We start from the raw sequence: 25,467 nt of genomic DNA, 5'->3' as shown, positions 1-25,467 counted from the left end.
TACTTGCCAGGAATGCGTGGCATATGGAAACAATTCAGCATTACTATGTACGATATTTTCTTCCCGGCGTCCACACAATTCAAGAGGTGTTCGAATCATGAACCGGTCCGATTCAAAAGATTGCGAAGAGAAGCCGGCAAACCGGCAGACACGTATGAACCTCTGGCAAATCCTGCGCAATAAAGTCTGGAAACGAGATGCGGAACCGGCTGCCAAACCGGGCAAAACTGAGAATACAATCGACGAAAGCTGTCAGCGTCAGGTCGAAAATGCCGAAGAATCAGTGTTTGAAAAAGCTGGATCACTGACCCAATCGCTGGCGAAATGTGCAGAACAGGCCGCGCATAAGGCCGGCGAAACTGCCAGACCGGTTTTTGAGGCTACGCAGACCGCAGCCCATAGTGCGGCCGAGATGGTCGATCCGGCCGGGGTAGGAGGTGCTGTTGCTGCAATGACAGCCGGCGAAATCATCGGCGGCGTCATAGGTGGCGCCATAGGAGCGGTCGCCGGCCCCGGAGGAGTGATTCTGGGCGCGGAAATGGGCGCTTTTGCCGGTACGTCGATCGGCGCCAAGCTCGGTTACGATGTAACGCACGAAGTGGTGCACCCGGAAGATGCAGACCCCGACGCCTCGTTCAATGAACGTGTACGAGGAGTCGCCAAGGCCTTGACCACGCGAACCGGCGACTCGATAGGCGGTGGCGCCGGGGCGGCAGGAGGCGGGATGATCGGCACTATTCTGGCCGGTCCCATGGGCGGAGGGATCGGAGCATTTGTCGGCGAAGCTATCGCCGGAGAACTGGGAGAAAAATCTGCTGTTGATCTTTACGCCACAGCCGAACGCAAGCTTGATGAAGCGCAACTGCAGCCACCCGCTCCGTTGGATGCAGACGCTGCAGAGCCCGAAGCGCCTCCAACAGCCGGATCAGCCGATATGAAAGACTGGCTGCAGAATGCGGCGCTCGGCACCGCCAGCGAAACCGGCGCGGAGGCTGTGTTAAGCACCGTCGGCGCCGTTGTGGGCGGAGAATTGGGCCGAAAACTGGGTAAACGCGCCGCACTGGTGGCGGCACGGCATGTCGACTGGGCTAAGGTATCATCGACAGTAGCCGGAGATCAACCAAAGCAGAAAGCTCGGAAAAAACCACGCCAGACATCCCGTGAAAAAAAAATCGAGTCCAAACCGGAGATTTAATGCATGCGCGTTGGATGTCATTCCCTATCATAATCGCACTTGCTGCTTGCGGGGATGCGTCACGCTTATTCATCGTACAACGGGCAGGCCTCGGGGGATAGGGCGGCTATGCGCAAGCGCAACCACCAATAAGTTCCGGTGTTCCCTATCACGCAGGGAGGTTTTTACCGCATCCCAAAGGTATGCCTGAACGCTATTTGTATTCCTGTGGAAAATTTACACGCATTGGAATCAACAATGCCCGCATCTATAATACCAGAAATGTAAAGCAGTTCAGTGCATAGCGGAGGTGGCGTGGCGCACAAAAAGTCGGAGATTAATTCTTTCTGCGCCTGGGAAGGTGAAACCCTGGTGCTTAATATTCTAGGCACGCCCGGCGCAAAACAGGACGCCATAGGCAAAGCCAAAGGCAATCAGCTTAAAGTCAGCGTCACAGCCGCGCCTGTGGCGGGCAAGGCAACAGATCATATGGTCCGCTTCCTGGCAAAAGAGTTCGGCGTGGCCAGTAACGACATTGAAGTTGTCTTCGGCCGATTCAATGTCAATAAACAACTACGCATTAAAGCGCCCAGAAAGCTGCCCTCGGTAATTGACAAGCATTTATCTCAAGAAACTTAAGCTTTCTTGCAACTATTCTGCAACCGGCTTTGATACTGACCAAAGCTGTCGCGAGCTCGCGTGAGAGTCCACCCGGGGAGGCGCGATTGCGACCATTCTGGCGGGCCGCGACCGCTCTCGCCAACCACTCCCGGCATGAACGGTTAAATACACAGCATCATTGGCGCCGGCGGCGCATACTCCGTCCGCAATGAGTTAGCCAGCAGAAGTCCGAGAGACTATGCAGCAACGCTTTCAACTTGTGCCGGATGTTGAAATTCGTTCAGAAACCCGGTTATTTCCACCGGGATGATTTCCAGCCCGATGCGCTCGCAGTATCTTTTTTCCTTATCGGTTGGGTTGGAATTAAGAACCCAGCCTCGCTGCTCTGCCGCTCCCCAAGTGATATCGCTCATTACCATGCGTTCGGAATCGCGATTGAGCGGCATGCCCATGAGCAGATATTGCAATCCCTGGCGATATTCCTTAAGAAAAGAGGGAATCGCAAAGCCGCCCATCAACTCGGTTATGTAATCCACATAGTCGGCATCTGAAGCGATAAAGCACGGCTTGGGTATGGGACTGCCCATGGGCTTGAACAATATCGGCAGATCGCTATCGGCTTCTTCCTGGGTAACCTCATGATACGCGCTGCCATCATATTGATGCACGGTGAAACGATAAGCGGTTCCGGCGACTCGTGCTATGCCGCGGATCAATAGGTGCGGCGTATTTTTGTAGCTGTCCTGCAGTTGGCTGTCGCGATTGATATCGATGACGTAATGCGGCGCCAGCTCCGCCAGCCAGTCGTGAAAACGAGCGCGCGTCCATTTCGTGTTGGCGTAGGTGCGTGTCAGAAATCCTTCGACAAAGCTGCGTCCACGTTTCAACTCCAGATTCATCGCCGCTCTCGGGAATTCATACATCAGCTTGGGCGCCATTGGTTTACCGTCGTTCATGGCAAGGATCAGACTGTTGCTGTCGGCCGGCATGGCGGTTCCGGTCAGGGCGCTGCGCGCGTCGGACACTGCTCCGGGGCCGATATACGGTACGATACGATTGGCTCGGAGGCCTTCAAAAATATGTTGGTATTGACTCATAGCTCACTCCTCGGGGCCAAAGCAGCCCGCATGATCGATGCAAACGTCGCACGAAGGCGCGCGGCAGACATAAACGCCCTCGGCTTCGCATAATTGTTTATAAATAAACTTTTTCCACTTCATGTCGCGCGTGTTTTTCGCGGCAAGCTCCGGAAAGTTGTAGCGTACCAGCCCTGACAGATCGCTTCTGTTCCAGAGGCCGAGATCCTGCCAAAGATGATCGCTGCCAAGGCAACCGGCTATCAGGATGCCGGCCATCCATGCAGTTTCCGCTCTGCCTGGATAAGCGCTGGACTGCATCATCAAGCGCTTGAGATCGTCGCGTTCCAGCATGCGGCTGAAATCGGGTTCTCGGCCCACCGTCGATATGCCTGACAGTAACGCCCGTCCGTACAAATGTTTTTGCAGGGCCTGAAATTCTTCTGGCAGCAGCCCCAGGTAATCGGGTAGCGCACCGCGGCCTGCATGCCAGCTCGATAATATACGCGCCACCCATTCCGCATTGGGAGATGCGGAGTGCGCGTGGCGAGCGAGCGATTGATAAATTTGCTCCGCTGTTTGCTTATGCGGCACGGCTACAGCAAACGGCGCCCCGGTTTGATATGCCTGCGCGCGCGGCTGTAAACTCGCGTTCTGTGCAGCCGCAGCTTTAATGCTGTGTTTTATAAAGCCTTGGACTTGCATGGCATTGTTTCTCGCTCGATATAAAAATTCAAAACATTAGCGCCGTTTTGGATAGTACGGTCCTTGCGGCGCTATTGCGGTCAAAACGCAGCTTTTAATATTCGACCAGAATATCTTCATCCCGGACGATCATCTGGCAGGCCAGACGCCAGTCGGAAGGCAGGTCGGTTAACGCGATTTCGTCAATTTCTTTCTGGGTCAATTTTCCTTGCGACTTTAAAACGGCAATTTCCTTGGCGGTCAGATGGCTGCCCATACGTTGATTTTTATCATCAATGCTGCTCACTTTGACCATGCAGGTGCCGCACTCTCCGTCCTGACAGTTGAACTGGATCGGAATCTTGTTCTCTATGGCCAGTTTTAACAGTGTTTGCGTATGACTGCCTGCTACGGCGTAAACGGTTTTATCCTTGTATTCCGGGCTGCTGAAAGTAATAAGCGCCATCGTTTCTATCCTCGCTATCGTATTGGGTTATCGGAAAGCAGATATTCTGTTTCACGCTTGTTTTTATGCTGGGCGAATCTTGACTTCACCGCCAAGCACCTGCGCCTGGCAGGCCAGACGGTTATGCTTACCGGCAAAGTTCTCGCGCAATATCTTGTCTTCCAGTACGGACGGTTCACTGAGATTATTCCATCCTTCGGTCACCTTCATCAGGCAGGTCCCGCAATCCCCTTCGCGGCAACCGAAGGTGATGCCGGCGCCGACTTTTTCCGAAATCTCGATAATACGAGTGCCGGCCGGTACGGTGACGGTGACGTTGATGTCTTCAAATGTTACAGTGGCTTTTGCCATGGTTTTCCTCCTAGGTTGAGTAAGACGATTTAAGTTCCTCGGTAAAATCGAGAATACGGGCGGGCCTGTTGCTCATCAACTCTTCTCCCAGACTACGCCCGAATTCGCGGCAGGCTTCGATTTCTTCGAGGGTCGGAATTAACTTGACGCGCAACCCCTGCATCGGAACCCTGAGTTTGAGTCCGCGCAATCTGTCTTCGATCAGGCGCACCGCCTCGCCGCTCCAGCCGAATGAACCGAAGGCTGCGCCCAGCTTGCCGGTTACGTTGATAACGGCCAGAGACGACAGCAGATCCCATACCGGCTTTACTGCGTCGCCATTGATGGTCGGAGATCCCAGAACCAAGCCATCGGCTTCTTCCAGCATGTCCGCGAAGCTATTTGTTTCCCCGCCCGCCAGGTCGTAAAGCGATGCGCGCACGCCATTGACCTGATGCGCGGCTTCATAGATAGCTTCGGCCATGCGTGCGGTATTCCCATATGCGCTAATATAGAATATCAGCAGCGTTTTCTCATCCGCAGACACGTCGCGCTTCAGACGCGGCGACGCCAGCTCGCGATAGCGCGCCACATAGTTTTGCGGCTGATCGCGCAGAATCGGGCCATGCGCCGGCGCTATAATCGATAAGTCCAGCTTTTCTATCAATTGGAGCGCATCTATCACCTGTTTTCTAAACGGACGCATGATATGCGCGTAGTAATATTCAAATGAAAAACGGAAATCCCCAACCCGGTCATTAAACAGCCGCGTATCGCAAAAATGACAGCCAAATACGTCTCCCGATAATAGCGCCCGTTCTTCCTTGACATAGGTACATTGCGTATCCGGCCAATGCAGATAAGGTGTGTGCAGAAACGACAGGGTTCTGTCGCCCAAACTGACGCTGTCGCCGGTATTCACCGCTATATATTCCAGCGCGTCCTGTTTCAGGAGCGCCTTGATCATGACCTGGGCCATGAAGGAAACATACAGCCTGGCCTGCGGCGCGCGCCGCATCAGTTCCGGCAGCGCACCGGTATGGTCGGGTTCCAGGTGATTCAGAACAATGGCGGTTATTTCGTGATATTCGGCTATTTGCTCCAGACGCGTAAAAAAATCGCCGGCGAACTCCTCCTTGACGGTATCCACAATGGCAACACCCGCCGATCCACGTACCGCATAAGCATTGTAGGTAGTGCCGTTTGCTGTCTTCAGAATAATGTCGAATGTGCGCAATTGCGGGTCGAAAGCCCCCACCCAATGAATTCGCTCCGATAGCGCAACCGGAGCGCTTGCAGCGTTTTCATGCGCGCAGCCGTTCATTGCTCAATATTCGCCGGCTCACACCCCTGAACCAAAGGGGATGGGCAGCTTGGCGCCGGATGCGCGCTGTCCCTGGCGCAACGGTTCGTGTGACCCTCCGGCGTAATGTCCAAACCAAGAAATGACAACGCGGCGCTTTCAAACCCCGAACAGCAACGATCTCCGACCCGCAGCAACGGGCGCTTGATTAACAGCGGGCTGGCGCACATCTTCGCCAGCGCTTCCTGTTCGCTTAAGCGCTCAGGCTGTATCTCGCCCTGTTTGATTGCCGGAGCGCTAGGGTTGAACCAGCTACTGACGGGCTCCTTACCAAAATAGGGCCGCAACAATGCAGGGGTCCACGGTTCGGTCAACAGATTATGCTCCGCTACTTCATTACCCGCATCGCGCAGCAAGGCTTTCTGCCGGGTATTGCTCTGGCAGCCGGGTTTCTCGAAAAACTCTACTATGGCCATGGCGTCAATGAGCCCTTAGCTCGGCTTGCGCCTGCGCCATTTTTTCCGGTGGTATTCCCGTCAGAGAACCTGGAGGATTAACGGCTTCACCCATCGCGTTAAGTATTGCGCCTTCTATCGGGCAAATCGCTGCACATTGCTGCTCAGCGTGATCGCCTTCGCATTCGGTACATTTTTTTGCGTCGATCAGAAAATGTGGTTTTGCCTCATATATCGCCTTGCTCGGGCAAAGAGGCTCACAGGCAAAACAGTTAACGCACGACTCAATAATTTTTAATGCCATAGTGTTGCCCCTTTAAAATTTGTGAGAGTCTCCAGCGGAGCAGAACCGCTGGAGACCTGCTGCATCAGGCTTCCGCTCTCCGCTCCCTGGCCACGGAATCATCCAGCTTTCCCGCTTTCAACATTTCCAGGTACACAGCCATCACGGCTTCTTCGATATTTTCCATCGCATGCTCGCCGTTTGGCGTAATACCCGCCTCTTCCAGCATTTCCCAAGGTTCGTAGCCGATTTTCGAACACAACACCGCTTCGCAGCCTTCCAGCGAACGTATGGTCAGCGCCAGCGACGACTCGGCTTCGCCGCAAGTGCTGTCGCCTGAACAGTACTGCTCGGTCTTGCGATGGCTCATGAATCTTACGCCCTGAGGAGAAGCCTGATAAATCTGGAATTCCTTGGCGTGACCGAAATGCTGATTAATCAGATTCTGTCCTGTTGTCGCCACCGCCATCAATACCGGACGAGTGTCGTCTGGAACGGCCGGCGCAGCCTTTTGCTGTTTGGAAGCGCGCTTCGACTCCATGTCGGCCAGGATGCCTTCCTGGACGTTTTTACGCATTTCCATCGCCGACTGATAATCGATTTCCATCGCATCGATTTTGTCCAGCGTGAACTCCGATCCCCGATCTTCGCCCAACAGCCCGACTGCATCGGCCCGGCACTGGCGGCAATGGCGCATCATATTCATGTCGCCGGAACAGGCTTCCTGCAAATCCATCAGTTCGTCAGGAGAGGGACCGCGCTGCCCCATTACGCCATAGAAAGTGCCGTGTTCCACTTCGGAGATCAACGGCATCACATTGTGCAGGAATGCGCCTTTCGATTTCACAACGCGACTGACTTCCGCCAGATGCTGGTCGTTGATCCCCGGTATCATCACCGAATTGACCTTGACCAGAATACCGCGCGATATCAGCATTTCCAGCCCTTTCTGCTGTTGATCTATCAGAATTTGCGCACCTTTTTTACCCTTGATACGGCGGTTTTTCCAGAATATCCACGGATAAATCTGCGCGCCGATTTCCGCATCCACCGTGTTGATGGTAATGGTGACGTGATCGATATTGGCTTTCGCCAGTTCGTCCACGGATTCCGGCAGCGCAAGACCGTTGGTTGAAACGCACAGCTTGATATCGGGCGCCTGCTCGGTTAGCATGCGGAAAGTCGCAAAAGTGCGCTCCGGATTGGCAAGCGGATCGCCAGGACCGGCTATGCCCAATACAGTCATCTGCGGTATCGAAGCGGCGACCGCCATGGTTTTCTTGACGGCCTGTTCCGGGGTCAACAGTTCGGATACCACGCCGGGGCGCGATTCGTTCGAACAATCGTATTTACGGTTGCAGTAGTGGCACTGGATATTGCAGGCCGGCGCGACCGCCACATGCATACGCGCAAAATAATGATGCGCGTCTTCCGAATAACAGGGATGATTCTGGATCTTTTCGCGGATGGTATCCGGAAGAAGATTGACCTGATCATCGCTGGAACCGCAGGATGATGCGCTGCACCCGCCTTTGGCGGCTGGCTGGTGATCTTGTAATACGGGTAGTTCCATGATGACTCCCTACGAAAGTGGTTAACGTTAATTATGCAGTTCAATACATATAACTCTTAAGCAACTCATTGCACCGAACTTTTTCATATTTATACCAAGCATCCTGCGTGCCATATTACAAGTATATGTTTTATAAAATTTTTATTAATTTACTCATGTGAAAACCTGTACATTTCGATATAAATTGTCACTTCCCAAACATTTTCATTCCCGATGCCGAGGTTCCGTTTGGCTTGCACCAAACATATAGCGACTTTGTCGTGTTTGCTACATTCAGTACCTTTACACCAAACTTTCATCATCATTTTCACCATCAATAACAAATTGAAAAAACACGGATAAAAGCCTTATCGCGAATACCCCTGACGCAGAACACTGACTGGCTTGGTACTTGCTTATCCAGGTAATATCCACATTTATTACGGAGAAATACAGCTATGCTTTTAGATAACTATCAAGCCCAGGAGCTTTTGTACAACGCCAATCTCAAGGAAAAAGCCAGTTCGAGCGACATCTATGCCTACCGGGGAGATTGGGTCCTCAAGGAAGGAGACATCGCCGATGAAATGGGCAGAAAAAAACCACCGCACGCCACCATGAAGGAAGCGGCGCTACTGATTGAAAACGATAAGCTGAAGTTTATCTGCGGGTTTATCGACGAGCTGGATCTACTTCCTGTTTTCGTCGACAAATACGGCGCCGACTTCGCGCCTGGAGTGCTGTCCATTCTGTACGTCGCCAACATCGCCCAAGCGGCTCAGGTGGAATACCTGGGCGTGAATTATGTCCTGATACCACTGACCGAAGGTATGGTCTGGAATGAATTGATAGAGGAGATGGGTATGGAAAAAGGCGATTTCAAAGGGCTGAGCGCCGCCGATAAGGTTATCGCTTTATACGATGCAGTTAAGGAATACAAACCGCGCTACGGAAAGCTGACATTCGATGAGCTAAGTGCAAAAACCACATCGGCAAAACGCGCAACGCATGGCGCGGTCTAACTGCTTCGTATTTGATGTAATTACTTGACCCCCGTTTTATTAGGAGAACTGTCATGGCTAGAGTGGGAATTTTTTTCGGAAGCGATACCGGCAATACACGTCGAGTTGCAAAAACCTTGCATAAAAAACTGGGTGACGCGGCCGATGCGCCGGTCAATATCAACAAGGCAAGCGTCGACGACTTGCTTAAGTACGATGCTTTGCTATTGGGTACGCCCACGCTGGGCGACGGCGAATTACCGGGAGTAGAGTCCGGCGGGCAGGCGGAAAGCTGGCTCGAGTTTTTGCCGCAACTAAAAGGCAAGGATTTCTCCGGGAAGGTTGTAGCGCTTTTCGGCTTGGGCGACCAGGAAGGCTATGGCCATGAATTTGTCGATGCAATGTACTTCATATACGAAGTCGTCAAGGAAGGTGGAGCAACGGTCATCGGTTCCTGGCCGACTGACGGCTACACCTTCGAAAAGTCGAAGGCGGTCGTTGACGACGCTTTTGTCGGTCTTGCCATTGATCACGACAACCAAAGCACCCTGACCGAGGAACGCATTGACGAATGGCTGGAACAAATCAAGCCGGAGTTGCTCGACGAATAAATCAGCGATCACGCTCCATATCCGAACGATTTGAAGACAAAGACCTCGTCGATACAAGCGGGACAAGTAATGGAGTAGCGCCATTTACCTGTCCCGCAGTTCGTTGCGCGAAATTAAACGTCTATATCTTCATAAACTTCATTTAGAAAACGCGGCGTACAGATAGCCAGAAACACCAGATCCTCGGCTCCGGAGTTGGTAATCCTTTGCCGGCACATCGAAGGTATCAGCACGACATCCCCCGGATGGACTTCCTTTGGCGGTAGCTCGCCCACCTCTACTACCCCGTACCCTGCAACGATATAGTATCGCTCTATTACTCCCTTCAGCCGATGCCAGCGGGTAGTTACTCCCGGCAGTACACGTGCGCGGGCGATAGACGCATCCGGATCGCCGGGTAGGTTCGACAACTCGGTAATATAACAACGCTCCGGCGTGTAGAACTCTTCGCCAGAATCTTGATGCCTGATTGTTTCCTGCATATATACCTCTACCCGACACCAATACGCATTGATAAAATATGATAACTATTCAACATACTGCGGGAAAGGAAGTGAGATGAGTCAGGCGGAGGACTTCACGCCAAGGGATAGGCGTAGAGACCTTCCCGGGAAGACTTGTAGCATGTCTCAACTTGCTTGCCTCATCCCGGCCGCTTCGGTCATTAATCCAAATGCACTCACCGAAGGTTTCAACTCTTTATTCTCCTGTCAACATAAGGGAGGCTTGTGGCGGTCAGCAAAAAAAACAACATACGAAGGCTTTGATGTTGCGCCAAAGGTTCGCAGTAGTGATGGACCCGGTCATGATAAATGGTTTGGAATAACTAGTGCCTCCATGCCCCGAATAATATATGCTTAATAGTTTAACTTGGTGAATACTGCGAGAATAGAGATGGACGCTAAGGAAACCATACAGCATTATCTGGGCAGACTCGACTATTTATTGGATAAGCATTTTGCCGCCCACGGCGACGATCTGGCTGCCAGAATCGCCAGTATCCGTTCACTTTTGCCCGATGAACTTCTGACTTTGCTACAGGATATCGACAAGTGCGCTACGCAATTAATACTCACTGCGGGGGATGACAGCGCCGGGCTTCCCGATTTTCTCTTCCGTTGCGGACTAGCTTGCGAACAACTGGATAACTTAAGTCAAAACCGAGCGGCCGAAAGCATAGCCGCACTCCAGACTCACGTACAACCGCCAGTTGAACTCGATAAAACCGAACTGGACGCCATCGCCCGTTTCGTTGCAACCCGCGACCGGATGTTGCGCGCTGTTGCCGATTTCACGCTGAAAGCCCTGCTTTTCCTGCTAGGTCTGTTTATTTTAGCCGCAGTAATCGGTCTGGTGTGAGCCGCAATGCACTGTTTTTGGGAATACAAAGCGCTCGCAGATTTGAGCGAGTCTGAATGGGAATCGCTGTGCGACGGCTGCGGCAGGTGCTGCCTGCATAAACTGGAAGACGAGGATACCGACGAAATCCTGTTTACTCGCGTCGCCTGCCGGTTGCTCGATATCGATAGCTGCCGCTGCAGTAATTACCCTGAAAGGCGCGCGCTTGTTCCCGAATGCCTTGACATGCGCCGAAGCTTCACTCAGTTACATTGGCTGCCGGTTACGTGCTCGTATCGTCTGCACGCTGAAGGTAAGTCGCTGCCTTTCTGGCATCCTTTGCTCACAGGCAACCCGGCATCGGTTCATAATGCAGGCATTTCCGTACGCGGGTTTGCTATTCCTGAATCTGAGACCGATGACCCGGAAGACCATGTAATCGAGTGGTTGAAATAAACGACACCCCAAAGCTTAGCGTAGCGGCGTCACTCGCCCGCACTCAAGATAAATGCGAAAATCTTCCAATACCTGCGCATGGTCGAAAGCCAGTGGAGCAGGTAACGCTTCCAGGGCGAAGATACCGGCATTTTTGGCATCGTCATCTGCTTTCGGGGTACCCACTGCTTCAGCCACATATACTGCAGTTACGGTATGTCCGCGCGTATCTCGCACCGGGTTGGAATAAATGCCCAGCAAGACTGTCAGCCTCACTTCCAGACCGGTTTCCTCTCTGGCTTCACGCGCCGCCGCCCGCTCCAGAGTTTCTCCTACATCCACAAAACCGCCGGGTATGGCCCATCCGTACGGAATATTGGCTCGCTCGATCAGCACTATCGGTTTGCCCGGACGATCAATCAATTGAATCAATGTATCCGCGGCCAGCAATGGGGTAACAGGTTTATTCATAAGTTTACCTTCAGGTTCCATGGCACCGGCTTCCCGCCAGTACCATTTTCGGAGACACTATACAATCATCCCTATTTTTTTGCTAAAGGTCCATACACCATGCCCAGCTCACCTGTACTACTTTATATTGGCAAATCCGACGACAATTACCCGGCGTTGTTGCCGCAAATGCTCAATCGTCACGGCTTGATTACCGGTGCAACAGGAACCGGAAAAACGGTTACCCTACAGTCTATTGCGGAACGTCTTTCCTATATCGGCGTTCCTGTATTCATGGCCGATGTCAAAGGCGACCTTTCCGGTATAGGCGCTGCCGGTACTTTGACTCCGAAACTTGAAGAGAGGGTGCAGGAACTCGGCCTCACCGGTTTCACTCCGTATGCCAGCAGCGTAACCTTATGGGATGTATTTAGCGAAAAAGGCATACCTGTTAATGCAACCATCTCGCAGATGGGGCCACTGTTGCTCGCGCGCTTGTTGAACCTTGTCACTGCCGGATGTAAATTGATACAGCGTGCCGATTGAAAACTGATACACCGAATTGAGAAGATCGGCTGCATTTGGAACGCAGCCGTGATCACTGACGAGGTGTATGTGGAAATTGAATTATTGAGAAAACACGGCTTGAGTTTACGCAAGATTGCCGAAGAGACCGGATGCGCGGTCAACACGGTACGCCGTCATCTTGCAAGCGATAGCCTGCCCCGATACGAACGCAAAAAGCAGCGCCCTACCAAGCTTTCGCCATTTGAAGCGTATTTACAGGAACGGCAGGCTGCGGCGCAACCGGCCTGGATACCGGCGACGGTGTTGTATCGAGAGATAGCCGCATTGGGTTATAGCGGCGGACAAAGTCAGCTACGTGCCTACCTGCATAGCCTCAAGCCCACATGCGCGGCAGAGCCGGTGGTGCGCTTTGAGACGGTGCCGGGCGAGCAGATGCAGGTCGATTGGGTCGAATTTCGTAAAGGCAGTAACCCGCTCTACGCCTTCTGCGCAACGCTGGGCTACAGCCGAGCCAGCTTTGTCGAGTTCGTCACGGACATGAAAGTGGAGACGCTGATCGCGTGCCATAACCATGCGTTCGACTCTTTTGGCGGTATTCCGCAACGGGCTCTTTACGACAACATGAAGACGGTGGTGTTGGAGCGCGACGCATCGGGTGAAGGTGAGCATCGTTTCCACGCTGGATTTCTCGATTATGCGCGGCATTGCGGTTTCGTTATAAAACTGTGTCGCCCTTATCGCGCCAGGACCAAGGGTAAAGTCGAGCGTTTCAACGGCTATCTGCGCCGCTCTTTTTATGTTCCGCTGGTGGCACAGCTCAAGCAGTCCGGGCTGACGCTGGACGTGGTCACTGCCAATGCTGAAGTGCGACGCTGGCTAAAAGACGTAGCCAATGAACGCATACATGGCACCACGCAAGTGCGTCCCTCGGAGCGCCTGGGAGAGGAACGCCTGCAAGAACTGCCCGCTCCCTGGCGCGGAGATATCCGCGCGGCGCGCCCGCAATCTGAGGCGGTGGTAACGGCGGCAGATCGTCCGGTCGTTGTTATCGAACGGATAGCGCAGGAAACGCCATTACAACACCCGCTCGCGGTCTATGACGGGCTTCTGGAGGCTATCCAGAGTGAAAGGGAGGTGGCGGCATGAACCTGCAACACGAAAGAATACAAACCCTGTGTGAATCGCTGAATCTGCCGTTCATAGCGCAGGGTTACCCGGCTGCCGCTCAGCAGGCCGCGCAACAGGAAAGCGCATATAGCGACTTTCTGGAAGACATGCTCAAAATGGAAGCAGCGGGGCGAACGGTAAGAAAACAGAGTCTATTTACACGCCTTGCCGGTTTCCCGGCGATCAAAACTCTGGAGGCGTTCGACTATGCCTTTGCCCCCGGAGTCAAACGCAGCCAGATTGACGAACTGGCAGGGCTGGGTTTTGTCGAGCGTAACGAGAATGTCGTGCTTATCGGCCCGTCCGGTGTCGGTAAAACCCATTTGGCGATTGCCTTGGGATACAAAGCGGCGCAGGCTGGCGTTAAGACCCGCTTTACCACGGCAGCCGATTTATTGCTGACGCTGGTGGCTGCGCATACCCAGAATCAGTTGAAGGCCGTCATGCATCGGGCGATCAACGCTTACCGCCTGTTGATTATTGACGAAATCGGCTACCTGCCGATGAATCGGGAACAGGCCAACCTGTTCTTTCAGGTCATCGCGGCGCGCTATGAAAAAAGCAGCCTGATTGTAACCAGCAACTTGCCGTTCGGACAGTGGGACGCGACCTTTGCTCAGGACGCAACGCTGACTGCCGCTCTGCTGGATCGCTTGCTTCATCACGCCCATATCGTGCCGATTGCCGGCGACAGTTACCGGTTAAAACATCAACGGGCAGCCGGTATGGTCAAGGCTAAAGGTGAGCCGACAACGATAGTGCCAGCGCGATAATGAATTAGGGGAGGTGTATCAGATTTAAATCGGCATTTCTTCAAAAACTGTATCAATTTTAAATCGGCATTGACAAACCTTAACGATACACAAACCGGCGTACTGCAACTGGTTTTTAAAGTTGCCGATGACAACGGATTGCTGTTGATAGATCTCAAGGACTTGCGTGCCATGGTTCAGCATGTGGGAGAAAACGCGGCCGCCTACTCGAGCGAATATGGAAATATCGCCGCCGCTTCGATTGGCGCGATACAGCGCGGCCTGCTGACGCTGGATGAACAGGGCGGCAATATTTTCTTTGGCGAACCGATGCTCGATATCGCCGACCTCATGCGGGTGGACAGCAACGGGCGTGCCGTTATCAACGTATTGGCGGCAGATAAGCTTTTTCTTTCGCCTATGCTATATTCCACTTTTTTACTTTGGCTGCTTTCCGAACTCTTCGAGCGTCTGCCTGAAGCCGGTGACTTGGATCAACCCAAGCTCGTATTTTTTTTCGACGAAGCTCACCTATTATTCAACAATGCCCGGGATGCTTTGATAGACAAAGTTGAACAGGTAGTGCGTTTGATCCGGTCCAAGGGGGTGGGTATATATTTTGTAACGCAAAATCCGCTGGATGTGCCCGACAGGATACTCGGACAACTGGGCAACCGTGTCCAGCATGCATTGCGCGCCTTCACTCCGCGCGATCAGAAAGCGGTTCAGGTTGCTGCCGAAACAATGCGCGCCAACCCAAAATTCGATGCGGCAACCATCATCGGCGAGCTGGGCGTAGGTGAAGCACTGGTATCTTTTCTCGACGAGAAAGGACGTCCGGGCATCGTTGAGCGCGCCATTATTTTCCCGCCAGCTTCCCGCATGGGACCGCTCCAGCCGGAAGAACGCAAGACGCTTATCGACACCTCCCCGCTCAAAGCCATCTACGCCGAAGGGGTAGATAGAGAATCCGCGTATGAAGTGTTGAAGGGTAAGTCTGCTGCAAACATCACCACAACTGCGCCTGGCGCAATTCCTGCCCCCGCGGCTTCAGCCGGCGGCTCTGGTTCACGGGTTAACGGCGTACCGCCACTGACAGCGCATCCTCATCATACAGCACCCGCGCATGCATTAGGGAATGATTTGCTCGACAGCTTGCAGGATATGCTTACTGGCAAAGGAGGTAAGCGCGAAGGCGTCCTCGAAGCCGCCGCTAAAAGTGCGATGCGCGGTGCGGCGGGTACGGTTGGACGTGAGTTAGGCAAACAGCTATTACGCGGCGTTTTGGGTTCGATTACAAGATAAGTATTCAAGGCTCAGACAGAAAGATTACTCAAGCACGATCCGCGCTCCCACCACCTCAACCTGTATAGTAACAATTATTTTTCTGACACACTATGCGTTAAAGCGCATAGATCACGTTATGTTCAGCCCATAAAAAACCCTCTCCGATCAACTCGGAGAGGGTTCGATTCCTCTTTCAATCTCTCAGCTTCAGGCCGCCGTCGCCGGCGGCCCGCTTCCGATTAAATGAACGATGGGATCAGAGGCGCGTCGATCTGTACGATCTGACGGGTGCCCGATGCATCGAAGAAGAACAGCAAGCCGGCGAAACGGCTGTCCGGATCGTAGATGATGTCAGCCAGACGATATACTTCCCATGCTGCGTCGGACGCCTGTACTTCTACAGTGCGGCTTTCGCCCGGAGCGATCGGTGAATTGTCGCTTACGGTCAGGCCGTCTTCCGCCAGCAGGTCTTCAGGATAGCCGGTGGTGTCTCTGTAGACGTCGGAATCCAGGAAGCGTACCGATGCGGTGTAGAACTCGCCCAGACGGATCGGGCTGTTGCCGCTGTTGGTGATGGTCAGCTTCATGCGCATTGCACGGCCAGGTACGCGGTAGGTTGCATCTTCAACCTTGACGGATACCGTCGGCTTCGGCAGATCGATCGGTTTGATACCGCGCATCGTACCAGCCTGCAACGGGATGGTGATCGGGTATTTGCCGTTCGCGCTGCTCATCGCTACGACGACGATCAGTATGGTCGCCGCGGCGAATGCTGCGCCTACTTTACGATCCAGCGGAGTGACGATTTCGTCTGCACGCCCTGCGTCAACCAGCAGAAGACGCGGCAGGAATACCGGACGACGTACCCAGTACAGGATCCATGCCAGGCCAAATACCGCCCAGAAGATGTGCCAGAATGCAATGTTGCTTTCCTGGTAAACTTCGAGGTCTACGGTCTGACCGGTCAGCGTGGTTACAGGATTCTTGAAGTCGGAGAAGGAACCGCCTTCGATGGAGATCCATTTACCCGGCCCGATGATCGGACCGCCGCCCTGGACGCTCATCATGGTGTGGACGTGCCAGTCGCCAGGACGACGCGCTCTCAGTACGACGCGGAATTCGTAGGTCTTGCCAATTTCAAGACGTACGGAACGCGGCACCAGCTGACCGCCGATGTACGACTCCTTGCGGATGAAGACCGGGCCGGGGATACCGATGTTCAGGAACGCGACATCGGGTTCGGCTACGGTTTCAGGCCAGCCTTCGAATACGTGGAATTTACCAGTGATTTCCACGTCTTCGTTGACCGCCACTTTTTCTTTTGACCATTTCAGGTCAAACCAGTGGATGGTGCGCATACGCATGAACGCTGCCTGGGATTTTTCTCCGTGGGCAGAGGCGCTCGGCGCGTACAGGCTGGTGGCTGCAACCGCCAGCAACAGGCCCAGCAGGGACCAGTTGGCGATCCGGGTTCTGATTTGTTTCATATGTTCCTCCTCTTTCGAGAATGTTCGTGTTTCGGCTGCTACGCGCTTGCGCGCTTCGCGCCGACGCTAATGTTTTGTCTTTCCCGACTTGAGAGCGTTCAGGTCGCCCTTGTGCTCTCGCATCTCATGTCTTCAAGTCTTCGTCAAACGACTAGGTCGACTTGATGAATCTGACGGTTGCAAACCAGCGACCTACAAAGTGCCAGATGAAGTAGATCAGGATGGACATGAACGCTGAGAAGAACGCTGATACCGGCGCTACGTCTTTACCGAAAGTACGCAGGGTGCCTTTTTCCACCATGCGGATGTACTCGGGTGTGCCGGTACGTACGTAGTTGTATCCGATCAGGTCGGCTACGGACAGCAGCATGCCGTTGTATTCAACAGGTACGTGGTACGGTGCGATGATCGGCCAGTTGCCCGGATAGAAGATCAAGCCCCAGCCCATTGCCCCTACGACTGCGGTGAACAGGTAGCTGCCGCTCAGCAACAGTACGGAGTCGAGCAGGATGGCGCCCGGTACGATCTGCGACGGGAAGCACATGGTGATCGGGAAGTAGGTCCAACCCCAGAAGTTGAAGTAGCGGTTGACCCATTCGCCGAACAGCAGCGCCAGTACGCATACGGTGGCGCCCCATGGCAGACGCAGGCGCTCCCACATCCACGATTGTACCGCCGCAGGGAAAGTGACCAGTACGATCGGTACTACGGTTACCCATAGACGGCGATCTTTCCAGTCGATCCAGAAGTCCCAGTCACCCATGGTCAACATGGCGTGAATGTGGTAGGAACCGCAAATTACAAAGAAGAATATGAACAGGCCCAGGTAGTCGACTGTACGTGAGACTGACACTGCTTCGGCATGTGACCGAACCGCAGTTTGTAGTGTGCTCATGAGTTACCTCCAATTTTACACGTTTGGTTGTGTAGTGCGGGACCGCGCCCCTCGCTCGCGCTTGTCGCGCGGTCCGCCCTACGCTCTTGGTTTTCGAGGGTTTGCCATCGGCGCTTTTCGCTGTTTTTCAGTTCAGCCATCCCCGCTTCCGGCCCGCCTTCTTATTTTGAAATCAAACCCTGATCAACTGCTTCGCACAGCTGTTTGCCGATCAGGTTGTTGAAGCTGTTGAATATCTGGGTCAGTACGCCCATTATCGACAGCGCCATCCAGCCGAAGAATACGAAGCCGTAGTGCAGCGGCGCTACGAACAACTCTTCCATGAACCAGAAGGTGTGACCCCATTCGTTCAGACCTACGTTCGGCAGGATCATGAACGGACCGACTACGGTGACCAGGTACGGCAGGGACAGGTCCGTCGCAAAGTACGGCAGACGGGTCTTGGCGTACAGGAACGATGCAAAGCCGGTGATGATGTAGATCGGGTAGCTCAGGTAGAACTCGATGATGTGCGACGGGGTGAAGTCGGTGTCGCGCACGATCGTCTGATGCCAGGTGCCGTCCTGCTCGGTGAAGTAGCTGGCGCCCCAGTAGATGGCCCATGCGTACGCAAATACCCATACCACGTGGGTCATGTTGCGGCGCAGTTCTTCGCGCGGGGTGATCGCAGCCAGGTTGCGGTCGCGGGTTTTCCAGATGTAGCCCCACAGCAGCGATGCGGTGCTGATTTCAGCCACGATTTCGATGTACAGGAAGTTCATCCAGTAGGTTTCGAATTCCGGTGCAAATGAGTCCAGACCGGCTGACCAGCCATAGACCCCTTCGTACCAGCGTACCCACATGTAAAACACGGTGTAGATTGTAAATGCAAATGCCAGCCACTTGATATCAAGAATCGGCTTGTCGTTTGCAGCTACGCCATCAATTGTCGTTGCAGCCATTTCAAATACCTCTTTGTTGAGTTTATTCCCGGGATAGCTCCCGGGCCACGTTCTTGGGTTACCTGGATGCGACGGTTTTTGCGTCTTGCTGCGCTTTTCACCGACAGAGCCAAGTGCGCGACACTTTGTCACACCCCCCTCCGGCTGTCAACCCTATTACGTTCTTTTTTTAAAATATTTCAGGATTGATTACGTGAAGCGGCAGCGGTTGATCGGACATAAACCGGAAAGTTTCCGGCAGCAGGGTTGCCGGCTGGACTGGAGAACACTACCCAAGCTACAAACAGGCAGTAAAATCATTCTGTTACTACCGGACACACATCAGGAAACGGTAACAGCCAGATTATCGATCAACCTGGCCTTGCCGAGCCGGGCGGCGACAAGGATTATGTAATTTACTGTGCTTATATCTGGTTCTTCCAGCGTATGGGCACTGCGTATGGAAAAATAATCAGGGCGAAAACCGCTTGCGCATAAACGCGCGCACTGTTCGCTTTCTATCGACGGCCAATCCCGCTCGCCTGCGATCAGCGCTTTGGCCGCCTGCTGCAGACATTCAAACAGCAGCGGCGCAACGCTACGCTCTTCCAAGCTTAAATATTGATTACGCGAGCTCAGAGCCAGCCCATCAGCCTCGCGCACAGTGGGTACGCCTTCTATTGCGACCTGCATGGACAGGTCATCCACCATCTGTCGAATCAATCCCAGTTGCTGATAGTCTTTTTGACCAAAAAGAGCCACGTCCGGCTGCACCAGATTAAGCAGCTTGCACACGACCGTGGTAACGCCCCTGAAATGACCGGGCCGCACAGCGCCGCACAATATGTCCGATAGACCAGGTACTTCGACTTGCGTCATTGAAGGGAATGGACGCGGATATATCTCCGCAACGGCAGGGTAAAACAATAAGTCAGCGCCATGATCGCCAAGTCCGGCGCGATCCGCCTCGAAAGTGCGCGGGTAGGAAGCATAATCCTCGCCGGGGCCGAACTGCGACGGATTAACGAAGATACTGACCACCACCCTGTCTGCGAGCTGCCGAGCCCGTTGCACCAGGCGGAAGTGGCCGGCATGGAGATTTCCCATCGTCGGCACGAATCCGATGCGCAGCCCGGTTTGCCGCCATTCGCTCACCATGCCGCGCAGGACGGCGCCGGTGGTTACCACCGGCAAACCGCTAGAAAACATGCTCTCTGCCGGGAAAACGTCCCTCTCGCACTGCGCGCACATAGGCGTCGATTGCGCCTGAAACCGAGCCGGCTTCCGCTAAAAAGTTTTTAACGAATCGAGGCGAACGTCCCTGAGCCATCCCCAGCAGATCATGCGTCACCAATACCTGCCCATCGCAATCCGCTCCGGCGCCTATGCCTATTACCGGAATGGCAAGCCGTGCAGTGACTTCGGCGGCCAGCTGCGCGGGTATGCATTCGAGCACCAGCGCACGCGCGCCGGCCTCCTGCAGAATCAACGCATCCTCAAGCAGAATGTGCGCGGCATGCTCATCGCGCGCTTGAACGCTGAAACCGCCCAGCTGATGAAACGACTGCGGCAGCAGCCCCAGATGCGCGCAGACGGAGATGTTTTGCGCCGATAAAAAACCGACGATTTCGGCGCGCCGGCGGCCGCCTTCCAGCTTGACCATATGCGCTCCGCCTTGCTGAACAAGACGCGCAGCGTTTTCGGCCGCCTGTTGCGGCGAGTGATAACTCATAAACGGCATGTCGGCTACGATCAAAGCTCTGCGCACGCTGCGCGCGACGCATTGCGTGTGATAAACGATATCCTGCAGCGTTACGCCCAAGGTATGCGCATAGCCCTGTATCACCATACCCAGCGAATCGCCGACCAGAATCACGTCGACGCCCGCCTGGTCCAGTATACCGGCAAAACTCGCGTCGTAAGCGGTCAAGGCGGCGATTTTGCGTTGCTCCTGCTTCATGCGAAACAAGTCGGGCAGCGTCACAGCAACTACGGGATCAGTCAACGGACAATACCTCCAGGCCGCGCTTCGGGCAGCGGGCCAGCCAATCGTCCAGGCGCCCGCCCCCCGGTATTTCGAGTCCCGCCGGCGCAATTTCAGCCAGCGGGTACAAAACGAATTCGCGCTCGGTCATGCCCGGATGGGGCACGGTCAAATCCTCGTAATGCAGTTGCTCCTGACCGTACAGCAGGATATCGATATCCAGCGTGCGCGCGCCCCAACGCCGGCCGCTACGATCGCGCCCATGCATCAGCTCGATAGCCTGCAGCGCCCGCAATAACTCATGCGCGTCAAGCGTCACGTCCACCGCCATGACGGCATTAACATAATCAGGCTGATCTGCCGGCCCCATCGGCGCACTGTGATAAAAAGAAGAAAAAGCGCGCTCGCTCACGCCGGTCAAACCAGCGATTTCCGCACGCGCCCGCCGTAGCTGACTTGCCGGATCAGCCAGATTGCTGCCCAGGCCGAGGTAAGCGGTTACTTCTTCCCGGAAGCTATTCATCCTGCGTACTCTTTACCTGCTTGCCGCTTCGGCCCGTCCGTCTCCGGCGCGTACGCACACCCTTGCCGGCCTGCCGGTAATTCAAGCCGTCTCTGGCCATGTCCTTCTGCTGCTCTCCCGCTGTCTGAAAAAGCGTCCACCATGTGGCGACCGCCGCATCGGCCTCACCGGCTTCGGCGCGTAATACCAGAAAATCGTATGCGGCGCGAAACCACGGATGTGTCAACAAACGAAAAGGTCGCGAGCCCTTCATGCGCTCGAAGCGCGGCTGCAGCAACCAGATTTCTCGCATGGGCTGACTGATTGCGCGCGGTATCGCTGTGCGTTGTATCTGGCGCGTGACAACTTCGGCGGAGGCGCTCTGGAACGCAGGCAATTCATCGACTCCGGAAGCGATCAAGCGTCCGGCCTTCACTCTGACGGGCTCCCACAACAACGCTGCAAACAGAAAATACGGGGTGACCGATTTGCCTTCCTGTAAACGCCGGTCCGTACTTTCCAATGCCTTGATCAGGAATACCAAAGGGAAACCTTCCGACTCCTGCGCCAGACATCTTTCCGTAGCCGGAAACAACGCGCCGAACAAATGGTAATGGCGAAGCTGCTCGAATGTCTGCACCGCATAAGCGCCTAAAAACAGCTTGATTATCTCTTCATGCAAACGCGCAGGCGGAATTTCTTCCAGCAAATACGCCAGGCCGGGGATAAGTTCGGAACACGACCGATGCAGGGTGAAACCCAGTTTCACCGCAAAGCGTATGGCTCGCAGCATGCGCACGGGATCTTCGCGGTAGCGCGTCTCGGGATCGCCGATCAGGCGCAGCACGCCGGCCCGATGATCGTCCATGCCGCCGACATAGTCGACTACTGAAAAGTCCTTAATGTTGTAGTACAGCGCGTTGACGGCAAAATCGCGCCGCCAGGCGTCCTCTTCTATGGTGCCATACACATTATCGCGCAATATGCGCCCGCCGCCGCCGGTGAGACGATCATCTTCATCGCCATGAGTGAGCGCGCGAAAGGTAGCCACTTCAATGATTTCACTGCCGAAATGGACGTGCGCCAACCGGAAGCGCCGCCCGATCAAGCGGCAATTACGGAAGACCGCGCGCACTTCGTCCGGATGCGCGTCGGTTACCACGTCAAAATCCTTGGGCTCGCGTCCCAGCAACAGGTCGCGCACGCACCCTCCGACCAGGTAGGCCTGATAACCCGACTGGCGCAACCGGTACAACACTTTCAGTGCATTTTCACTGATCATGCTGCGCGAAATATTGTGCTCGGATCGCGCGTAAACCCTGGGCAGCGGACCGGATGCCGCAACTTCCGCCCTGGCTTCAAAAAACAGGGCGCGGCGTAATCCGAAGAGCTTTTTAAATAGATTCAGTATGGACAGAGGAATGATATTCACAGTTTAAGGTATAATGTTAAGTCTACCGCACATGACGCGCGCGCTCAAATACTCCAGCGATTCCACCGAGGACTCGGACCCCGGCGAAACAGACTATAGCGCCGCTTTATCACAAGCTGTCATATTTTCACGATATAATATTCGATCAGTAGCCATATCCCCTCATTTTATTCCGCCCGGACGGCATTCAAACTCACCTTATATGATAGAAAAACTCAGAAACATTGCCATTATTGCGCACGTCGATCATGGCAAAACCACCCTCGTCGATAAACTGCTGCAACAATCGGGCACTTTTGCGTCTCACGAAAAAGTCGAAGAACGCGTAATGGACTCCAACGCCCTGGAAAAAGAGAGAGGCATTACCATACTCGCGAAAAACACGGCGCTGGACTGGAACGGCTATCATATCAACATCGTCGATACGCCGGGCCATGCCGATTTCGGCGGCGAAGTCGAGCGCGTATTGTCGATGGTGGATTGCGTGCTGCTGCTGGTGGACGCCGTGGACGGCCCGATGCCGCAAACGCGCTTCGTAACCCAGAAAGCCTTTGCGCTGGGTCTGAAACCCATCGTGGTCATCAACAAAATCGACCGCCCGGGCGCGCGCGCGCATTGGGTGCTGGATCAAACCTTCGACCTGTTCGACCGCCTCGGCGCCACCGAAGAACAGCTCGATTTTCCGGTCGTTTACGCCTCGGCTCTCAACGGCTATGCCGGAAACGACCCGGAAATTCGCGAAGGCAACATGGACCCGCTGTTTCAAACCATTATCGACAAGGTTCATCCGCCGCGCGTCGATGCCGAAGGTCCTTTCCAGATGCAGGTTATCAGCCTGGACTACAATTCCTATGTCGGCGTCATCGGCATAGGCCGCATACAGCGCGGCAGCGTCAAAACCAATACGCCGGTCGTGGTGTTGAGCCGCGACGGCAAACAGCGCAATGCCCGCGTACTGCAGGTATTCGGCTTCAAGGGACTGGAGCGCATAGAAGTGCCGGAAGCGAATGCGGGCGACATCATCGCCTTTACCGGCATCGACGCGCTGGAAATTTCCGACACGCTTTGCGCGCCGGATCAAATAGAAGCACTGCCGCCCCTGACGGTCGACGAACCCACGGTCAGCATGACCTTCCAGGTCAACAACTCTCCATTTGCCGGCAAGGAAGGCAAATTCGTCACCTCGCGCCAGATTCGCGAGCGCCTGCAACGCGAGCTGCTGCACAACGTGGCGCTTAAAGTCGAGGATACCGCCGACCCGGACAAGTTCAAGGTTTCCGGTCGCGGCGAGCTGCATTTGTCCATCCTGATCGAAAACATGCGCCGCGAAGGCTACGAGCTGGGCGTTTCGCGTCCGGAAGTCATCATCAAGGAAATCGACGGCGAACTTTGCGAGCCCTACGAATCGGTCACTATCGAGGTGGAAGAAGAACACCAGGGCTCGATCATGGAGAAGCTGGGCGAGCGCAAGGGCGATCTGCGCGACATGGTGCCGGATGGTCAGGGACGCGTCCGTCTCGACTATATCATGCCCTCGCGCGGACTGATCGGCTTCCAGACCGAATTTCTGACTTCGACATCAGGAACCGGACTGCTGTACCACGTTTTCGATCATTATGGCCCCGTGAAAAAGGGCGATATCGGACAGCGCAATAATGGCGTATTGATTTCCAATGTCGCCGGCAAAGCGGTTGCCTTCGGATTGTTCAACCTTCAGGAACGCGGCAGATTGTTCGTCGAGCACGGCACGGAAGTATACGAAGGCATGGTCGTCGGCATCCATTCGCGCGACAACGATCTGGTCGTCAACCCGACCAAGGCCAAGCAGCTCACCAACATGCGCGCTTCCGGCAGCGACGAAAACATCATACTGACGCCGCCGATCCGCTTCAGTCTGGAGCAGGCACTGGAGTTCATCGACGACGACGAGCTGGTCGAGGTAACGCCAAAAACCATACGCATACGCAAAAAGCTGTTGCTGGAGCACGAACGCAAGAAGGCCAGCCGCTCATCAGAGACGGCGTAAAATCTCTCGTCAAAAAGAAAACCCGCCGTTGTTTATTCAATCGGCGGGTTCAGTAGAGCGTTCTACAGTAAACCTCTTCGTGTAATTAAAGAGGAGGAACACTTGTTATGACCACAGACAGAAAAGGAAGGTTCCCCGCCCCCTGCATTTCCAGGCGAATTTTTAGCTTCCAAGCCACATCGGCCTGTGCAATAATAATCAATCTGTCCTGTCCCCATCGTCTAGCGGCCCAGGACTCCGCCCTCTCACGGCGGTAACAGGGGTTCGAACCCCCTTGGGGACGCCACACAAAATAATGACTTACGACAAGCCAAATCTCCCGCAAGGTATTTTTTCATAAACTCCTTATAAAATACCGGAGTAAACCAGCATGATCTGGGGGTAATTGCATAGAGCAAGCATGACCGGATAACCATTTATCCAGCTTAGCTAGCCGGTAACTCCAACAGCACTCCCTAGACCTGCTTATTGTGCACTGACGCCGGCGTACATTAAGCAGCGCTATTTTTTGTAGCACGGCGCTGCATCCGGATTATTGCCGATGAAATTTCCCCGTAATTTCGGCACTTCAGTCACTGCGTGGCTTTGAGCCATCACTGCTGCATCACTGACTCGTCACTAAAAATCGTCTTATCGTCACACGACTGGTACTACCCGGCTTGCAGCGGTTTACTCCCGACATTGATGATGCGACCAAAAGCCGCACCA

General features: G+C 54.3%; 28 protein-coding genes and 1 tRNA gene. 12 read left to right on the top strand and 17 right to left on the bottom strand.

Annotation, left to right across the window (positions count from 1 at the left end; translation table 11 throughout):
• Nucleotides 1-97 precede the first annotated feature (97 nt).
• Entirely contained in the window at nt 98-1,195 is a 1,098-nt protein-coding gene (locus F6R98_RS01585) for a hypothetical protein (protein WP_153247454.1), read from the top strand.
• Between the two features lie 294 nt (nt 1,196-1,489).
• A complete protein-coding gene (locus F6R98_RS01580) occupies nt 1,490-1,813 on the top strand; it encodes a DUF167 domain-containing protein (protein WP_194270087.1) in 324 nt (107 codons plus the stop codon).
• A gap of 218 nt (nt 1,814-2,031) precedes the next feature.
• Here the strand turns inward: F6R98_RS01580 and F6R98_RS01575 are convergent, their stop codons facing one another.
• From F6R98_RS01575 to nifB, 8 genes are all read right to left on the bottom strand, one after another.
• Nucleotides 2,032-2,892 (bottom strand): SIR2 family protein, encoded by an 861-nt coding sequence (locus F6R98_RS01575; RefSeq protein ID WP_153247453.1) that lies wholly within the window; start codon nt 2,890-2,892, stop codon nt 2,032-2,034.
• A 3-nt stretch (nt 2,893-2,895) separates the two neighbouring features.
• Nucleotides 2,896-3,576: a nitrogen fixation protein NifQ gene (locus F6R98_RS01570; protein WP_153247452.1), complete on the bottom strand. Its 681-nt coding sequence runs from the start codon at nt 3,574-3,576 to the stop codon at nt 2,896-2,898.
• 94 nt (nt 3,577-3,670) lie between these two features.
• Nucleotides 3,671-4,021: a 2Fe-2S iron-sulfur cluster-binding protein gene (locus F6R98_RS01565; RefSeq protein ID WP_153247451.1), complete on the bottom strand. Its 351-nt coding sequence runs from the start codon at nt 4,019-4,021 to the stop codon at nt 3,671-3,673.
• 63 nt (nt 4,022-4,084) lie between these two features.
• Nucleotides 4,085-4,372, bottom strand: coding sequence for a 2Fe-2S iron-sulfur cluster-binding protein (locus F6R98_RS01560; protein ID WP_153247450.1), 288 nt, complete (start codon nt 4,370-4,372; stop codon nt 4,085-4,087).
• A gap of 10 nt (nt 4,373-4,382) precedes the next feature.
• Nucleotides 4,383-5,675, bottom strand: a complete 1,293-nt coding sequence (locus tag F6R98_RS01555; protein WP_153247449.1) for an FprA family A-type flavoprotein — start codon at nt 5,673-5,675, stop codon at nt 4,383-4,385.
• On the bottom strand, nt 5,672-6,130 hold the full coding sequence (locus tag F6R98_RS01550) for an ArsC/Spx/MgsR family protein (RefSeq protein WP_153247448.1): 459 nt from the start codon (nt 6,128-6,130) through the stop codon (nt 5,672-5,674). Before F6R98_RS01550 ends, F6R98_RS01555 begins: the two co-directional genes overlap by 4 nt.
• Before the next feature lie 4 nt (nt 6,131-6,134).
• On the bottom strand, nt 6,135-6,413 hold the full coding sequence (locus tag F6R98_RS01545; RefSeq protein ID WP_153247447.1) for a 4Fe-4S dicluster domain-containing protein: 279 nt from the start codon (nt 6,411-6,413) through the stop codon (nt 6,135-6,137).
• A gap of 64 nt (nt 6,414-6,477) precedes the next feature.
• Entirely contained in the window at nt 6,478-7,965 is a 1,488-nt protein-coding gene (gene nifB / locus F6R98_RS01540) for a nitrogenase cofactor biosynthesis protein NifB (RefSeq protein WP_153247446.1), read from the bottom strand.
• Between the two features lie 437 nt (nt 7,966-8,402).
• Between nifB and F6R98_RS01535 the strand changes: the two genes are divergently transcribed.
• Entirely contained in the window at nt 8,403-8,966 is a 564-nt protein-coding gene (locus tag F6R98_RS01535; protein ID WP_153247445.1) for a hypothetical protein, read from the top strand.
• 53 nt (nt 8,967-9,019) lie between these two features.
• Nucleotides 9,020-9,556: a flavodoxin gene (locus tag F6R98_RS01530; RefSeq protein WP_153247444.1), complete on the top strand. Its 537-nt coding sequence runs from the start codon at nt 9,020-9,022 to the stop codon at nt 9,554-9,556.
• A 113-nt stretch (nt 9,557-9,669) separates the two neighbouring features.
• On the opposite strand, the gene F6R98_RS01525 is transcribed toward F6R98_RS01530, so the two are convergent.
• A complete protein-coding gene (locus tag F6R98_RS01525; RefSeq protein ID WP_153247443.1) occupies nt 9,670-10,038 on the bottom strand; it encodes a cupin domain-containing protein in 369 nt (122 codons plus the stop codon).
• A gap of 412 nt (nt 10,039-10,450) precedes the next feature.
• Between F6R98_RS01525 and F6R98_RS01520 the strand changes: the two genes are divergently transcribed.
• Both F6R98_RS01520 and F6R98_RS01515 read left to right on the top strand, forming a co-directional pair.
• Complete coding sequence (locus tag F6R98_RS01520) at nt 10,451-10,915, top strand: hypothetical protein (RefSeq protein ID WP_153247442.1); 465 nt, start codon at nt 10,451-10,453, stop codon at nt 10,913-10,915.
• A 6-nt stretch (nt 10,916-10,921) separates the two neighbouring features.
• On the top strand, nt 10,922-11,350 hold the full coding sequence (locus F6R98_RS01515) for a YcgN family cysteine cluster protein (protein WP_153247441.1): 429 nt from the start codon (nt 10,922-10,924) through the stop codon (nt 11,348-11,350).
• Between the two features lie 15 nt (nt 11,351-11,365).
• On the opposite strand, the gene F6R98_RS01510 is transcribed toward F6R98_RS01515, so the two are convergent.
• Entirely contained in the window at nt 11,366-11,800 is a 435-nt protein-coding gene (locus tag F6R98_RS01510; RefSeq protein ID WP_153247440.1) for an NUDIX domain-containing protein, read from the bottom strand.
• A gap of 99 nt (nt 11,801-11,899) precedes the next feature.
• Here F6R98_RS01510 and F6R98_RS01505 point away from each other — a divergent pair, with 99 nt between their 5' ends.
• The 4 genes from F6R98_RS01505 to F6R98_RS01490 all read left to right on the top strand — a co-directional run bounded on the left by F6R98_RS01505 (nt 11,900) and on the right by F6R98_RS01490 (nt 15,531).
• Complete coding sequence (locus F6R98_RS01505) at nt 11,900-12,325, top strand: helicase HerA-like domain-containing protein (RefSeq protein WP_228125030.1); 426 nt, start codon at nt 11,900-11,902, stop codon at nt 12,323-12,325.
• 48 nt (nt 12,326-12,373) lie between these two features.
• Entirely contained in the window at nt 12,374-13,453 is a 1,080-nt protein-coding gene (gene istA / locus F6R98_RS01500) for an IS21 family transposase (RefSeq protein ID WP_194270021.1), read from the top strand.
• The gene (gene istB, locus F6R98_RS01495) at nt 13,450-14,247 is read left to right on the top strand and encodes an IS21-like element helper ATPase IstB (protein WP_153247439.1); all 798 of its coding nucleotides are present in this window, start codon (nt 13,450-13,452) and stop codon (nt 14,245-14,247) included. The genes istA and istB overlap by 4 nt, the downstream gene beginning before the upstream one ends.
• 69 nt (nt 14,248-14,316) lie before the next feature.
• Complete coding sequence (locus F6R98_RS01490) at nt 14,317-15,531, top strand: helicase HerA-like domain-containing protein (protein WP_228125029.1); 1,215 nt, start codon at nt 14,317-14,319, stop codon at nt 15,529-15,531.
• Between the two features lie 221 nt (nt 15,532-15,752).
• Here the strand turns inward: F6R98_RS01490 and amoB are convergent, their stop codons facing one another.
• From amoB to pcnB, 7 genes are all read right to left on the bottom strand, one after another.
• Nucleotides 15,753-17,000 carry a bacterial ammonia monooxygenase, subunit AmoB gene (gene amoB, locus F6R98_RS01485; protein WP_153247437.1) on the bottom strand — a complete coding sequence of 416 codons (1,248 nt, stop codon included), beginning with the start codon at nt 16,998-17,000 and terminating at the stop codon, nt 15,753-15,755.
• Between the two features lie 151 nt (nt 17,001-17,151).
• Nucleotides 17,152-17,895 carry a bacterial ammonia monooxygenase, subunit AmoA gene (gene amoA, locus F6R98_RS01480; RefSeq protein WP_153247436.1) on the bottom strand — a complete coding sequence of 248 codons (744 nt, stop codon included), beginning with the start codon at nt 17,893-17,895 and terminating at the stop codon, nt 17,152-17,154.
• A gap of 161 nt (nt 17,896-18,056) precedes the next feature.
• Nucleotides 18,057-18,836 (bottom strand): bacterial ammonia monooxygenase, subunit AmoC, encoded by a 780-nt coding sequence (amoC, locus tag F6R98_RS01475; protein WP_153247435.1) that lies wholly within the window; start codon nt 18,834-18,836, stop codon nt 18,057-18,059.
• A 321-nt stretch (nt 18,837-19,157) separates the two neighbouring features.
• Nucleotides 19,158-20,009 carry a pantoate--beta-alanine ligase gene (gene panC / locus F6R98_RS01470; protein ID WP_194270228.1) on the bottom strand — a complete coding sequence of 284 codons (852 nt, stop codon included), beginning with the start codon at nt 20,007-20,009 and terminating at the stop codon, nt 19,158-19,160.
• A gap of 4 nt (nt 20,010-20,013) precedes the next feature.
• A complete protein-coding gene (gene panB / locus F6R98_RS01465; RefSeq protein ID WP_153247433.1) occupies nt 20,014-20,820 on the bottom strand; it encodes a 3-methyl-2-oxobutanoate hydroxymethyltransferase in 807 nt (268 codons plus the stop codon).
• Nucleotides 20,813-21,322 (bottom strand): 2-amino-4-hydroxy-6-hydroxymethyldihydropteridine diphosphokinase, encoded by a 510-nt coding sequence (gene folK, locus F6R98_RS01460; protein WP_153247432.1) that lies wholly within the window; start codon nt 21,320-21,322, stop codon nt 20,813-20,815. The genes panB and folK overlap by 8 nt, the downstream gene beginning before the upstream one ends.
• The gene (gene pcnB, locus F6R98_RS01455) at nt 21,315-22,733 is read right to left on the bottom strand and encodes a polynucleotide adenylyltransferase PcnB (protein ID WP_228125028.1); all 1,419 of its coding nucleotides are present in this window, start codon (nt 22,731-22,733) and stop codon (nt 21,315-21,317) included. The genes folK and pcnB overlap by 8 nt, the downstream gene beginning before the upstream one ends.
• Before the next feature lie 202 nt (nt 22,734-22,935).
• On the opposite strand from pcnB, the gene typA reads away from it, so the two are divergent.
• Both typA and F6R98_RS01445 read left to right on the top strand, forming a co-directional pair.
• Nucleotides 22,936-24,759 carry a translational GTPase TypA gene (typA, locus tag F6R98_RS01450; RefSeq protein WP_153247431.1) on the top strand — a complete coding sequence of 608 codons (1,824 nt, stop codon included), beginning with the start codon at nt 22,936-22,938 and terminating at the stop codon, nt 24,757-24,759.
• Nucleotides 24,760-24,969: 210 nt separating this feature from the next.
• A tRNA-Glu gene (locus F6R98_RS01445) sits at nt 24,970-25,045 on the top strand.
• Nucleotides 25,046-25,467 lie beyond the last annotated feature (422 nt).

It is taken from the genome of Candidatus Methylospira mobilis, assembly GCF_009498235.1.
In the GTDB taxonomy this organism is placed as follows: Bacteria; Pseudomonadota; Gammaproteobacteria; order Methylococcales; family Methylococcaceae; genus Methylospira; species Methylospira mobilis.
This window is presented reverse-complemented; position numbering and strand designations above follow the sequence as displayed.